Source organism: Novosphingobium sp. YAF33, assembly GCF_052113265.1.
GTDB lineage: Bacteria > Pseudomonadota > Alphaproteobacteria > Sphingomonadales > Sphingomonadaceae > Novosphingobium.
This window is the reverse complement of record NZ_JBFRCW010000005.1, coordinates 149793-163747: the sequence shown is the minus strand read 5'-3', so window position 1 is coordinate 163747 and position 13955 is coordinate 149793. Positions and strand designations below refer to the sequence as shown.

General features: G+C 66.5%; 11 protein-coding genes. 7 read left to right on the top strand and 4 right to left on the bottom strand.

The window, feature by feature from the left end; translation table 11 throughout:
- Positions 1-2: 2 nt before the first annotated feature.
- Together AB4Z00_RS11815 and AB4Z00_RS11810 are read right to left on the bottom strand one after the other, a co-directional pair.
- Positions 3-1406 carry a sulfatase-like hydrolase/transferase gene (locus AB4Z00_RS11815; RefSeq protein ID WP_442046079.1) on the bottom strand — a complete coding sequence of 468 codons (1404 nt, stop codon included), beginning with the start codon at positions 1404-1406 and terminating at the stop codon, positions 3-5.
- Positions 1407-1428: 22 nt separating this feature from the next.
- Positions 1429-3903 (bottom strand): TonB-dependent receptor, encoded by a 2475-nt coding sequence (locus tag AB4Z00_RS11810; protein ID WP_442046078.1) that lies wholly within the window; start codon positions 3901-3903, stop codon positions 1429-1431.
- 137 nt (positions 3904-4040) lie between these two features.
- On the opposite strand from AB4Z00_RS11810, the gene AB4Z00_RS11805 reads away from it, so the two are divergent.
- The gene (locus AB4Z00_RS11805) at positions 4041-5180 is read left to right on the top strand and encodes an FAD-dependent monooxygenase (RefSeq protein WP_442046077.1); all 1140 of its coding nucleotides are present in this window, start codon (positions 4041-4043) and stop codon (positions 5178-5180) included.
- Positions 5181-5259: 79 nt separating this feature from the next.
- Here the strand turns inward: AB4Z00_RS11805 and AB4Z00_RS11800 are convergent, their stop codons facing one another.
- Positions 5260-5919, bottom strand: a complete 660-nt coding sequence (locus AB4Z00_RS11800) for a TetR/AcrR family transcriptional regulator (RefSeq protein WP_132266859.1) — start codon at positions 5917-5919, stop codon at positions 5260-5262.
- A 150-nt stretch (positions 5920-6069) separates the two neighbouring features.
- On the opposite strand from AB4Z00_RS11800, the gene AB4Z00_RS11795 reads away from it, so the two are divergent.
- The 4 genes from AB4Z00_RS11795 to AB4Z00_RS11780 all read left to right on the top strand — a co-directional run bounded on the left by AB4Z00_RS11795 (position 6070) and on the right by AB4Z00_RS11780 (position 11324).
- Positions 6070-7068: an MBL fold metallo-hydrolase gene (locus AB4Z00_RS11795; protein ID WP_207912993.1), complete on the top strand. Its 999-nt coding sequence runs from the start codon at positions 6070-6072 to the stop codon at positions 7066-7068.
- 17 nt (positions 7069-7085) lie between these two features.
- Entirely contained in the window at positions 7086-8645 is a 1560-nt protein-coding gene (locus AB4Z00_RS11790; RefSeq protein WP_442046076.1) for an alginate export family protein, read from the top strand.
- A gap of 94 nt (positions 8646-8739) precedes the next feature.
- A complete protein-coding gene (locus AB4Z00_RS11785; protein WP_442046075.1) occupies positions 8740-9948 on the top strand; it encodes an MFS transporter in 1209 nt (402 codons plus the stop codon).
- A 29-nt stretch (positions 9949-9977) separates the two neighbouring features.
- Positions 9978-11324 carry an MFS transporter gene (locus AB4Z00_RS11780; RefSeq protein WP_442046214.1) on the top strand — a complete coding sequence of 449 codons (1347 nt, stop codon included), beginning with the start codon at positions 9978-9980 and terminating at the stop codon, positions 11322-11324.
- A gap of 15 nt (positions 11325-11339) precedes the next feature.
- On the opposite strand, the gene AB4Z00_RS11775 is transcribed toward AB4Z00_RS11780, so the two are convergent.
- Entirely contained in the window at positions 11340-12413 is a 1074-nt protein-coding gene (locus AB4Z00_RS11775; protein WP_442046074.1) for a Ca2+-dependent phosphoinositide-specific phospholipase C, read from the bottom strand.
- Between the two features lie 231 nt (positions 12414-12644).
- Here AB4Z00_RS11775 and AB4Z00_RS11770 point away from each other — a divergent pair, with 231 nt between their 5' ends.
- Positions 12645-13211, top strand: a complete 567-nt coding sequence (locus AB4Z00_RS11770) for a sigma-70 family RNA polymerase sigma factor (RefSeq protein WP_442046073.1) — start codon at positions 12645-12647, stop codon at positions 13209-13211.
- The gene (locus AB4Z00_RS11765; protein ID WP_442046072.1) at positions 13204-13887 is read left to right on the top strand and encodes an anti-sigma factor; all 684 of its coding nucleotides are present in this window, start codon (positions 13204-13206) and stop codon (positions 13885-13887) included. Before AB4Z00_RS11770 ends, AB4Z00_RS11765 begins: the two co-directional genes overlap by 8 nt.
- Positions 13888-13955: the final 68 nt, after the last annotated feature.

Sequence of the window (13955 nt, the reverse complement as noted above, 5' to 3'; positions counted from 1 at the left end):
TCCTAGTATCTGTCCGAGTACGCCTTGCGCACGTCCTCGGAATATCCATCGACGCGGTAGGGCAGCATCTGGGCATTCCAGCCGTCCCAAAGGCCCTTCAACTCGGCCAGCTTGACGGGCTCGGCAGCAGCGCGTTCGGCGCGTTCGTGCTCGTCCTCGGCCAGGTTGTAGAGGTGTTCCTTCCCGCCGAGTTTCACGTATTTCCAGTTGCCCTGGCGCACGGCGGCCTGCTCGTTCGCCTTGAAGCGCCAGAACAGTGTGCGCGGCACCGATACCGCCTTGCCGGTCAATTGGGCGGAGAGGTCAACACCGTCGAACTTGCCCGCCTTGGCGACATTGCCGCCCGCCATCGTCAGGAATGTCGGCAGGAAATCCATCGAGGCCATGACCTGATCGGAGATCGATCCCGGCGCGATCTGCCCGGGCCAGCGCATCAGGATCGGCACGCGAATGCCGCCTTCCAGCACTTCGCCCTTGTGGCCGATGAACGGCCAGGTTTCCGAGAAGCGCTCGCCCCCGTTGTCGCTGGTGAAGACGACGATGGTGTTGTCCGCCTTGCCGGTGCGTTCCAGCGCGGCCAGCACTTTGGCGACGTTCTGGTCCATCGCCTCCACCATTTCCTTGTACTTGGCGAGATTGCCCCCGTCATAGTGGAAGGAATTGGGCAGGACTTTGGCCACCGCCGCATCCTCGCGCCCTTCCCAGGGCCAGTGCGGGGCGTTGAAGTGGAGGGACAGGAACAGCGGCCTGTCGCCTGCCCCCTCGATGGTCTTGACCGCCTCGTCCCCGAACAAGTCGGTAAGGTAGCCCTCCCGCTGCTCCGCTGCGTTATTCTGGGCAAGGCCCACGCCGACGTCCTTGCCGCCCATGACCATGTGATGCCGGAAATAGTCCGCCGCGCCTTCGACGACGCCGAAGAACTCGTCATAGCCGTGCTGGAGCGGGCCGTGTTCGGGCGGCTCACCCAAGTGCCACTTGCCGATCAGCTTGGTGTGATAGCCCCGGTCGCGCAGGACCGAGGCGATCRTCGGACGGTCCAGCGGCACACCGATATGCGGCGGCGCGCCGGGGCCCAGCGGTTCCTCGATACCGATGGCGAAACGCTGGGCGTAGCACCCGGTCAGCAGCGCCGTGCGCGTGGGCGAGCAGATCGGCGTGCTGGCATAGCCCTGCGTCAACCGCATCCCGTCACGGCCGAGACTGTCGATGGCCGGTGTGCGGATCGCATGCGATCCGGTGGCGGAAAGGTCCGCATAGCCGAGGTCGTCAGCCATGATGTAGACGATGTTCGGCAGGCGTCCCGAAGGAGGGGCCGGGCGGGCAAGCGCCCTTCCCGGCCCGGCAAGCGCGACGAGTGCGGTCGTCGCGCCCAGCCATCCCAGCACCCGGCGGCGATCGGCAGGCATCCTCGTTTCCTCGGCCATATTCTCAGAAGCTCGCCGAGAGACGCAGGCCGTAAGTGCGCGGCGCGGTATAGCGCGCCACGGCGAAGCCGATGGGCGAAGACTGCGGCGTGGCGATCCGGCGCTTGTTCTCGATATTCTGGATATAGGCCCCGATCGAGAAGCCGCCGTCCGCCATGCGCAGGGTCAGGTTGGCGTCGGTCAGCCAGTAGGGCCGGATCTTCTCGAAATCGAGGTACTCGAAGGCGCCGTACTGCGAAGAACGCCAGGACGTGTTGACGCTGCCGACCAGTTCGTACTTGTCACCCAGCGGCACGATCTGTTCCGCGCCCAGGTTGATCGTCCACTTGGGCGAATAGAGCAGCGGACGTCCCGAACAGTCGAACGCCAGGATCGGGGTGCTCCCGTCGCTGAGGAAGTTGCCCGTGGCGGTATAGGGGCAATTGATATTGTTGCGCGGCGATGCGGTCGTCAGCGTCAGCTCCTTGTACTCGGTGTCGAGGTACTGGACCTTGGCGGAAAGCGTGGTGCTGCGCATCGGCTTGACCATGAGATCGACGTCGAAGCCCTTGATGTCGGCACGGCCGGCATTGTCGATGGTGTTGATCAGCACGGAATCCGGCGAAACCGTGAAGTAGTTGATCTGCTGGTCCTTGTACTTCCAGTAGAAGGCTTCGAGGTTGAGCTGGACACGGTCGTTCAGGAAGCGGTTCTTCGATCCGATCGTATAGGCCGTGATGAATTCGGGATCGTAGCTCGGATTGCCTTCGGAGAGCTGGAAGCCGCCGGCACGGTAGCCGCTTTCCACCGAAGCATAGAGCAGCGATTCCGGCGCAATGTCGAATTCGGCACCCGCCTTCCAGGTCACGCGGCTGAACTTGCCGGAATCGACCACAGGATAATAAGTCTTCTGGATGATCCCGGCCCCGTTCAGCAGCGGATAGAACTGCCCGTTCGCATCGTCGGTGCTGCCGGGCGCGATATAGCCGTTTTCGATCAGCCAGTTCACCGTCTCGCCCGTCGTGGTGAAATTGGGGAAGTGAGGGAGATTGCCCGGCACCGCGCAGCCCTGCGCGAACGATCCCGGCGGCGTGACGGGCGGCAGCCCGCCGCAATAGGCGATGAAGTTGTTGATGATGCCGTTGATCGACTTCTTGTCGTGCGTATAGCGCAGGCCGCCGATCAGCCGGAACTGGTCGGTGACATGGGCGGTAAGCTGGCCGAAGGTGGCCCAGCTGGTCGTCTTGTGGGTATAGCGCTGGATAGGCAGCACGAATTCCTGGTTGTATTCGCCGACGTTGCGGATCTTCTCGTCGAAATAGAAGCCGCCCACGACGTAGTCGAACATCCCCACTTTGCCCGCAAGGCGCGCTTCGAGACTGGCCTGGCGGTCCTGCTCGTCGTTATAGGCAGTGTTGAAGGCGGGTCCGTAGAAGTAGGTCGTGAAGTCCGTCTTGCGATAGGCTGGCAGCACCGTCAGCGTGCCGATCCCGGTTTCCAGCGTGACTTCGGCATTGAGCCCCCAATAGGTGGCGTCGATCATCTGCTGCCGGTTAAGCGCATTCAGGAAGCCGAAGCCGGGCGCGCCGAGCTGGGTCTGGCGATAGGCATCGGCCGCATCCGTGTTGAAGCCCTCGGACGATCCCAGCCCCGTCGCGGGCGCGAAAGTGAAGCCGTTGGGGCCGGGCGTGAAGGCGCCGATATAACTCGATCCCGCGCCCACGCCGCCGACATGGGTATAATCGCCGCCGAAACGGATGCTGAGCTTGTCGGTAGGCTCGAACAGCAGTTGCGCGCGGATGCCGCTGCGGTTGGCATCGTCGCTGCCGTCGCGATTGTAGCCGTCGTGGTACTGGTGGGTGGCGGCGACGCGCAAGGCGGCGTTGTCGCCCAGGCCAAGGTTGAAGAACCCTTCCGCGCCCACGGCGTCGTAATTGCCCACCGAAAGCGTGAAACCGCCGGAATTGCGGCCGAGTTCGGGACGGTTGGGAATGATGTTGACCGCGCCGCCGGTAGCGTTGCGCCCATAGAGAATGCCCTGCGGCCCCTTCAGCACTTCGACGCGCGCGAGGTCGTAGAAGGCCGAGCCGAAGGCACCGGCCGCCCGGCCCAGCACCACGCCATCGTAGCTGGGGGTGACGGCGGGATCGTTGTAGCTGTTGTTGGTGATATTGCCGACGCCGCGCAGGAAGATCGAGGTGTTGGAGCCGCCGCCATTGGTCACGGTCAGCGCGGGAACCGCCTTGTTCAGGGCATCGGCCTGGGTGATGCCCTGCCGGATCAGGTTCTCGCCGCCCACGGCATCGATGGCGATGCCGGCGCTCTGGAGCGTTTCCGAGCGGCGCTGCGCGGTGACGATGATGTCCCCGATTCCCGCGTTGTCCGGCGCCGGCGGGCTCGCGGCGGGTGCTGCCTCCTGCGCCGCGGCCGGGGCGGCGGCTGCGGAAACGGCGAGCGCCAGGACGGCCAGACTCGATGAATGGATAAGTCGATTGCGCATGGCGCTCCTCCCGTTGTGTTTGTTCTTGGCCACAGGGCTAGCCAAGCCATCGCTCCCGGTCACACCGATTGTATCGATGGCCAGGCATCCACAGTTCGGATTTGTCTGGCGGAGCGGGCGCGCTACCTCTCGTCGTCATGACACGGGAGAGCATCAGCAGCATCGCCACGGCACTGGTCGTGGGCGGAGGGATCGGCGGCATGGCCACGGCCATCAGCCTTGCGGAACGCGGCGTCAGGGTGGACCTGATCGACCTCGATCCGGAATGGCGGGTCTATGGCGCGGGCATAACCATAACCGGGCCGACCTTGCGGGCCTATCGGCGGCTCGGCCTGCTGGAGGAGATCAAGAAAGCCGGCGCCATCACGAACAAGACCCGCCTGTTCCGCCATGACGGCACGCATCTCCACGATCTCGACGAACCCGTGATCGAGGAAGGTCTGCCCGCAACCGGCGGCATCATGCGCCCGGTGCTGCACCGGATCATGCAGCGCCGGGTGCAGGACCTTGCCATCTCCGTCCGCCTGGGGCTGACGGTCACCACGCTCGAAACCGACGAAACCGGCGTGGACGTCACCTTCTCGGACGATAGCACGGGCCGCTACGACCTCGTTGTCGGGGCCGACAGCGTCTATTCCACCGTGCGCGAGATCGCTTTTCCCCACATGGCCCCGGCGCAGCCGACCGGCCAGGGCTGCTGGCGCATCTCGATCCGCAAGCCCCCCGGTCTGGAGGCGGGCGAATTTTTCCTGGGCCACGACAACCCCTGCGGCATCACCGCCTGCAGCCCGGACAGTGTCTATATGTGGATGCTCACGCCTCACGAACCGCGCGAAACCTTCATGGACGAAGAGGAACTCTATACGACCCTGAAAGGGCTGCTCGCGGACTTCGGCGGCAATGCCGGATGGATCCGCGACAACATGACGCGGGGGGACTGGATCAACTACCGCCCGCTCTCCGCCGCGCTCCAACCCCGGTCCTGGAGCAACGGGCGGATCGTGCTGGTAGGCGATGCGGTTCACGCCACTACCCCCCATCTGGCCTCCGGCGCCGGGATGGCGGTGGAAAGCGGCGTCGTCCTGGCCGAGGAACTGGCCCGGGCAGATACGGTCGCAGAAGGTCTGGCTGCCTACGAGGAACGCCGCTTCGAACGGTGCCGCGATGTGATCGAAAGCAGCGTGGGCATCGGCAGGTTACAACTGGAGCACGGCTCACCGGACCGGCACAAGGCCTTGCTGGAAGGCGCGCTGGCGCGGCTCAACGAGCCGTTCTGACCGCGCGCGCGAGGGATGGGCGCGCTTCGGCGCCCCCCTTTCGCACAGGCACGCCCAGCCAAGCCCGGGGCGCCGTGAGTCAGGCCGGGATCGGCGGCAACTTCATGGTCGCCAGCATCGCGTCCTCGAGCAGTGCGGGAAATTCGTCGCTTTCGAGGACGAAAGGGCCGGGCCGGTTGATCAGGGTATTGTTGAGCACCCCGTACATCACCTGAAAGGCGAAGCGCACCCGTTCCAGGCTCACGTGCTCCGCGTCGATTGCCGGCAGCGCCAGCAGGCGCTCGATATAGGCGCTCGCCAGGTTCTGGGCATTGCGGCGAAAAGGCTCCCACGCCTGTTCGGCGTCGAGGCTGACCTTGAAGGCGGACCTGAAGAACGTCGACTGGCGCAGATAGCGATCGACTTGCGCCTTCACCAGCCTGGGCAGGATCTCCTCGAAGGGCGCCTCGCGCACGATACCTTCCAGAAGCGGGCCGGATTCCGCGGCGGCGAAGACCATGACCGCCTTGAACAGCGTGATCTTGTCCGGGAAGCGCGAATAGAAAGCCCCCGTCGAGCAGCTCGCCGCCGCGCAGATATCGATGATGCTGACATCATCGAAGGGCTGGTTGCGCGCGATGGCAAGCGCCTCGCGAATGAGGCGATCGCGCAAGGCGCGGCTGCGCGATTGCACGGCGGGCGTCACCCCTACCTTCGCCAGGTCATCCTCGATCTCGATCGCCACCGCCGCCTCCGTCATGGACAGAGGCATTGCCGATAGCGCGCCGCTTGTCCACGTTTCGATAAACAGAATGAGATTCGCATTCTTGTTGACTCGCTCTGCGGGGCGATGTTAGGCGAAGGCCAACAAGCCCGATCAGGGCTGGATCCCAGAGTGGAGAGGAGTTTCATGAATTTCGCGTCGCGCATCCCCATGCTCAACCGCCGCGGCCTGCTGCAGGCGGCCATGACCACCGCTGCCGGCGGCCTGCTGGCCGGTTCCGCCTCTTCGCTGCTCGCCCAGCCGGCCAGCACCGCCAAGGCTTCGGCAAAGGGTGCGAAGCTCGTGCTGCTCGGCACCAAGGGCGGTCCCCGCGTGGGCGGCACCCGCTCCAACCCGGCCAATGCCCTGGTGGTGGACGGCAAGGTCTACGTCATCGACACCGGCATGGGCGTGACCGCGCAAATCGTGAAAGCCGGGCTCGGCCTCGCCGATATCCGCGCGATCTTCATCTCGCACATGCATTCGGACCACCAGCTCGAATTCGGCAATCTCGTCTACAACATGTGGGCCGCAGGCGCGCTGCGCAGCCCGGTCGACGCCTATGGCCCGGTCGGCATAGAGGCGATGGCGGCGGACTTCTGGCGCCTCAATCACATGGACATCGCCACCCGCATGTCGGACGAGGGCCGCGTCGATCCCGCCACGCTGCTGCGCGCGCATGATTTCGCGCCGAAGCAGGGGCCGGTCATGTCGGACGGCGGCGTGAAGGTCTCCGCCTTCACCACCCCCCATCCCCCGCTAGACAACCTGGCCTATCGCTTCGAAACGCCTTACGGCAGTGTCGTCTATTCGGGCGACACCGCCTACAATCCCGCCCTGGCCGATTTCGCCAAGGGCGCCGACGTGCTGGTTCACGAAGTGCTCTACGTCCCCGGCGTGGACGAACTGGTGAAGCGGGCCAACGGCACTCCCACTTTCCGCAACCACCTGATCGAGAGCCACACCACCGCCGAACAGGTCGGCCGGATCGCCGCCCGCGCCGGAGTCGGGAAGCTGGTGCTCAGCCACTTCGTGCCCGGCGACATGGAGTGGATCACGGACGACATGTGGCGCAGCGAAGTGGCCAGGCACTTCAAGGGCGAGATCGTGGTCGGCCGCGATCTCATGGAAATCCCCCTCGGATAAGCCGCGAGAGGACGATCATGCGCAACCGGACTTTTCCGCTGCGCGATCGGGGCCTCACCGGATGCGTGACGATCGGACTGCTCTTGCCGGGCTGCGCTTTCGCAGCCACGGGCGATGACGTGCAGCCGGTTCCCGCGCAGACGGTGGTCGCCGCGTCGCCGCAGCCCGTCATTCCCGCCGGCACCCCGGCACGCGATCCGCTGAAGTCGCCCTATCCGGCCGAAGCGGACGGACAGGGGCCGCGCACCGGACCCAACTACATGATGCTGCGCGGGGCGGAAGACTGGCGCTTCCTGCGAAGCCAGAAGGCGAAGCGGGAATGGGCCTCTCCGCTCAAGTTCATTCCGCTGGCGGCGGACGGCGACGTCTCGCTGACCCTGAACGGCGACCAGCGCGCCAGCGTCAGCCTTTCCACCCGGCCCCTGCTTTCCGACACGACCAACCGCGTGGAAGTGCTCTCGCGCACGACGCTGGGCGCCGATCTCAGGATCGGCCCCGCGGTGCGCTTCTACGGCGAACTGGCGTCGGGCCGGATCTTCGGGAAGAACGAGAACCGGCACATAGCGATCCAGCAGAACGACCTGATCGTCCAGCAGCTCTTCGCCGAAGTGCGCGCGCCGGTCGGCGCGGGCACGGCACGGGTGACGGTGGGCCGGCAGGAGTTCTTCGACGGCCCGCGCTTCATCATCAGCCCGCGCGAAAATCCCAACATCCGCGTCTCGATGAACGGCGCCCGCCTCTCGATGGACTGGCGGCGGTTCCGCTTCAGCGCCTTCCACTTCGTGCCGACCGAGCAGGGCACCGGCCTGCTGGACGACAAGATCGGCAACGGCGAGACCCTGAGCGGTATCTACTCCAGCTTCGTGGTTGCCGGCGGCGCGCCCAAGGGCCGCACGGCGGTCTACCTCGATCCCTTCTACTATCACTTCGAGGACGACGACCGCACCCTAGGCCGCCTTTCCGGCAAGGACCGGCGCGAGACCTACGGCGCGCGGCTCTGGGGCCACCTCGGCCCGGTCGCCTTCGACTGGACGGCGATGAAGCAGGACGGCCGTTTCGGCGCCCGCGCGGTCGATGCCTGGGCCGTGAGCACCAACCAGTCGGTCGCGCTGGCCAAGGGCGCTTCGTCGCCCCGGCTCGGTTTCCATGCCGATTATGCCTCGGGCGGCGGCACTTTCGACAGTTCGGGCAAAGTCGGCTCGTTCAACTTCCTTTATAACGCCACGATCATTTTCAGCGACGACAACTACTTGGGCGCGGTCAACCTGATGGGCGTGGCGCCGACGCTGGTGGTGCCAGTGACGAAGACATTCTCGCTGACCGGCGAAACCGGGTTCTACTGGCGCCCGGACCGGAACGACGCCGTCTTTCGCGGCAACTCGCAAGTCTACGCCGGCACGCAGAACGTGGCGGGCAAGCATGTCGCCAATGTCGCCCGCCTCAAGGCGAACTGGGCGCTGAACCCGCATGTCGCACTCACCGGCTTCGTAAATTACGTAGACGCCGGAAAGGTCTTACGCCGCGCGGGTTATGGCGATAACCTGTTCGTCCAGACAATGATGACCCTGCGGTTCTGACGCGGTGGCCGGTTCCGCTTTCCCGATGGTCGCATCTGCCGGGACGGGGGCCTGCCCCCCGTGGCGCGGCCGGGCGGCGGGAGACGGTGTGCGGGTGGTGCGGTCCAAGGGACGCGAACGGCAAGTGGTCCTCTACTGCGCCATGGCCCTGTTCGTCAGCGGCTATGCGTTCCAGGCCCTGAGCTTCTCGATGCCCGGACTGGTGCACGACTGGCAGCTCGAAAGCGCGCTGATCGGCCCGCTGCTGTCCTCCGCGATCTTCGGACTGCTCCTGGGCTACATCTTCGTCGCGCCGCTGGCCGATCGCGTGGGCGAAAGGCCGGTGCTCTGCGGGGCCATGCTGGGCCTGGCGCTGGCAACGATGGTCTGCGTGGTCGCGCCGGGGTTCGAAGTGCTGTTCCTCGGCCGGGTGCTGACCGGCATCGCCATCGGCGCCGCCCTGCCCAGCGCGGTTTCCATCGCCAGCCAGCACGGACGCATGCGCTGGCGCGGCGCGCAAGTGGTGGGCATCTATGTCGCCTTCTCGCTCGGCTTCCTGGCCGCAGGGCTGGTGAGCGGCTGGGTCGTCCCCCGCTCCGGCTGGCGCGCGCCCTGGGGAGCGACCGTGCCCCTGGCCCTGCTCATCGCCGCGATGCTCAGCGCAGCGCTGCCCGTCGAGGAGATCAAGCCACGGAGCGCCAGCCCCCTCGCCGCCCTCTTCGCGCCGCGCCTGCGCGCCGGAACGGTGCTGTTCTGGATCATGTTCTCGATCGGGCTGGGCCTGTTCTACGCGCTCCAGTCCTGGCTTCCGCTGCTGACCTCGCGCGAGGGGCTGTCCTATTCCAGCGCCGTCGCGGCAACCAGCATGTTCACGCTGGGCACCGCGCTGGGCGCCTTGCCGATGATCTGGTGGGCGGACCGCATGGGCCCGTTCCGCGCCCTCGTGGCGATGAGCGCGGTGGGGCTGACCGGCATCGTCTTCCTCGGCACTTTCGCGGCCAGGGGCGGCGCGCCGTTCCATGCCGCCGCCATGCTGGCCGGGGTCGGCATCGGCGGCGGGCAGAAGGGCATGATCGCCGCCGCCTCGCTGTTCTATCCCCCCGCCGCGCGCGCAACCGGCCTGGGCTGGGCACTGGGCCTGGGACGGATCGGCGCGGCCTGCGGGCCGCTGCTGATCGGCTACCTGACGATGCGCGATGTCGAAAGCGGCACCGCGCTGCTGTGCCTCGCGCTGCCGGTGCCCCTGGTCATGATGGCCGCGGGGTGCCTGGAACGAACCTACGGCCGGATCGACCGCGCCGTTCACCATCCGCCGTCGCTTTAGGGCGTAAACGCGCAAGACCGGACATGACGATGACCAGAGATCCCCAATCCATCCTGTCGCCCCAGACTATCCTGTCAAAGGGAACGATGCGCCCCCTGCAAATCGCGGCAGTGACGCTCTGCGTGCTGCTCAACGCGCTTGACGGGTTCGACGTGCTGGCCATCAGCTTCGCCTCGCCGGGCATCGCCTCGGAATGGGGGATCGACCGGGCCGCCCTTGGCCTGGTGCTGTCGATGGAACTGATCGGCATGGCGGTGGGCTCGGTGGCGCTGGGCAACCTGGCCGACCGGATCGGACGGCGGCCAACGGTGCTGGCCTGCCTGGTCATCATGGCGGGCGGCATGGCCATGGCGACGACGGCCAGTTCGGTGGTGAACCTCTCGATCATCCGGCTCGTCACCGGGCTGGGGATCGGCGGCATGCTGGCCTGCACCAATGCCCTGGTGGCAGAGTTCTCCAACGACCGCCATCGCAACCTGGCGGTTGCGATCATGGCGGCAGGCTATCCGATGGGCGCCATCGTCGGCGGTTCGATCGCCACCGGCCTGCTCGCGACCGGCCACTGGCGCGACGTCTTCATGTTCGGCGCGGTGGTTACGGCCGTGTTCCTGCCGATCGCCTGGTTCCTCCTGCCGGAATCGATCGGCTTCCTGCTGCAGAAGCGCGGCCCCGGCGCGCTGGAGCGGATCAACGCCACCTTGCGCCGCCTCGGCCACGAAACCGTCGACGCGCTTCCGCCTGCGCCCCTCACCGCTGCCAGAGCGTCCATCGCAGAGCTTTTCGCGCCCGGCCTCGCGCGCAGCACCGTCCTGCTGACGCTCGGCTACTTCTGCCACATCATGACCTTCTACTTCATCCTGAAGTGGATCCCCAAGATCGTCGTGGACATGGGCTATGCCGCATCCAAGGCGGGCGACGTATTGGTCTGGGCGAACGTCGGCGGCCTGGCCGGAGCCACGCTGCTGAGCCTGCTGACTTACCGGATCGCGGTGCGCAAGCTGGTGATCGTGGCCATGCTGGCCTCCACCGTACTGGTTTCGCTGTTCGGCCAGGGACAGGAGACCCTCGCCGGACTGGCGCTGATCGCCGGAGCGGCGGGCTTCTGCACCAATGCCGGCGTGGTCGGCCTCTACGCCCTTTTCGCCAAGGTCTTCCCCACACAAGTGCGCGCGGGCGGCACCGGCTTCGTCATCGGCATCGGCCGGGGCGGTGCCGCGCTCGGCCCGATCGTCGCGGGCTTCCTGTTCAATGCCGGGTTCGGCCTGTCGATCGTCGCCGTGCTGATGGGCATGGGCTCGCTCGTCGCGGCAGGAGCATTGCTCCTGCTGCGCGAGCGGGACGACCAGCCCTCGGGCGAGCCGTCTGCTCAGGCCTGAGAGGCCTCCAAGCCCTCACCGAACCGATGCGAGGTCCGCCGTGCAGTCCGCCAGGTCCTGACCGGCGAGCCGCACCGCATTGCACCGAACCGGCGCGCCGCCCGGCAGCGACACGCGGTATCCCGGCAGGCGTGGGTCTTCCCAGAGATAGTCGGTCGAGATGTACTGCGCGCCGCTCGCCAGGGCCGCGCGCAGACGCGCCAGCGTTCCCGCGCGCGCTTCCCATGTATCGGCATCGGCGCGGGTCCGCACCATGAACCCCGCCTTCACGTCGCGCGCGATGCGGTCGGCCTCGGCGATGGGATCGTTGAGGGTGAGATAGGCGGCGGCCGGGGAGTTCTCATCGGTGTTCACGAAGAAGACCCGCCCTTCCAGCGACTTGCGCTTGCCGCGGTAGATCGCGACTTTGGCTTCGTGCTCGTCGAGCGCGAAGAAGATCTTGCCCCGCGCCGCGGCAAGGCTGGGCCAGTTTCCGGCCAGCACGCCCTCGCGCAGGGTCGGATAGCGGCCCTGCACGTCGTCAGGCAGGATCAGTTTCCCGCGCGGGATGACCGAGAGAATCTCGCGGTCCAGCGCGTCGAAGGCCTTCTCGTCGAAGCGCAGCGCCGCCTTGCCGTGCTCGGGATCGGCGTCTTCCTTGGCGTTGAACATCAGCATGATCGGCGCATGATCGGGATGGGCGTCGGACCAGTCGCGGATCTCCGTCAGACAGGTGACGAGCCGTTCGCAGCTGCTGGCCGCATCGCTGAAGGCCATGTGCAGCACCTTGAAGCCCGGCTTCAGCAGTTCCGCGTCGGCAGCGCCCTTGGCGTAGTAGCCGCCCGCGGGATCGTAGTTGACGTCGATCTCCAACTGGCGCGCGCCATGGTCGAGCTGCTCGGACAAGGGGCGGTGGGAATAGTCGAGCGCCATTTCCAGTTTCTCGCTTTGCGCCGCGATCCGGGCGCGGACGGCATCGCTCATCGCCTGCTTGTAGCTATTGTGCGTGCCAACGACCTGGATATCGTTCATCTTCGGCGCATGTGCAGGAACAGGGGCAGGCTGGGCGGCAATCGCGGCGGCGGCAAGGACGAGGACGGACAGGGTCATGAAGGCTCCGAAAAAATGCCGGTCTGGCGCAAGGCCCCTTCCCGCCTTCGGTTACAGGCATTTGACGAAGCGCGCAGATCGGCGCGACAAGGCGCTGAAATTGCGGATTGCGACAAGGGTGCATCCGCGCACCGGCCCGCTGCGTATATCATGCGAATTCGCCCGAAAGCCCGGGCAGCCAATTGCGCCGTCGGCCGTTGATCGGGGAAGGCTTGAGGTCAGGACGGACGGATGAGAGAAACAGCCGTGGCAGACGAGCGGACAAGACTGGTTTCGGCCATGGATCTGGCCGCCGCCGGCGATCCTGCGGGTTTGCGCCGGGTCTACGACATGACGTGCGCGAAGCTTTTCGGCATTTGCCTGCGCATCTGCGGAGACCGGGAGGCGGCGGAAGACGTGCTTCAGGACGTCTACGTCAAGGTCTGGCGCCGCGCCTCGGCCTTCGATCCGGCGAAAGCCAGCCCGATCACCTGGCTCGCCGCCATTGCGCGCAATGCCGCGATCGACTGGCGCCGCTCCGACCGGCGCTTCGACGCGGCGCCCGAGGGTGTCGTGGAAGCCATTGCCGATGAAAGCCCGCTGGCGGATGCGGTGATCGAGGGAGACGACGAGCACCGGCGCTTGCGGCTCTGCCTGGAAGGGCTGCAACCGCAGCAGGCGCAGGCGATCCGCCGCGCGTTCCTGGAAGGGCTGACTTATCAGGAACTGGCGGAATGCACGGATACGCCGCTGGGGACGATCAAGAGCTGGATCAGACGGGGAATGCAGAAATTGAAGGATTGCCTGGGCGATGGTTGAGATGCCCGAAGATCAGGATCGCGACGGCCTGGCGGCCGAACTTGCGCTCGGCCTGCTTGACGGCGCTGATCGCGCCGCCGCCTTGCGCCTCTGCCTGAGCGACCCGGCCTTCGCCCGGCGGGTGGAACAGTGGCAGCTCCGGCTTTCGCCCATGCTGACCGCAGTTCCCGCCGCCGAGCCTTCATCCAGGGTGTGGAACGCCATTGCGGCGCGGATCGGCGCGCCGGTCGCCGCGGCTCCGCGCGGGCTGCGTGCCTGGCGGGCCACCGCGCTGGGCGCGGGCGCCCTTGCCGCCAGCCTGGCGCTGTTCGTGGCGATGCGACCGGCACCCACCGTGCCCGACGGCAGCATGGCGGTGTCGCAGATGTCCGGCGTGGAAGGCGGCGCGATCATGGCCGTTGCGTTCGATCCCCGCCGCGGGGTCCTGCGCTTCGACGCCGGTTCTCCCACCGGCACCGGCAAGAGTCCGGAACTATGGGTTATCCCGAAGGACGGCGTGCCGCGCTCGCTGGGGCTCATTCACGCCGGAAGCGCCGAAATGCCGGTCGCGGATCCCATGCGGCCCTTCCTGAAAACCGGGGCTACGCTGGCCATCACCATGGAGGATCCGGCCACCGCACCGCACCAGGCGCCCAGCGCCGCGCCGGTCATGACCGGAAAAATCTCGGAAATCTGATCCCCTCTGCATCCGGGCCGGTCGCCGTACCGTATCTGGAGCGCATCCCAGGAAACGGAATGCGAAAC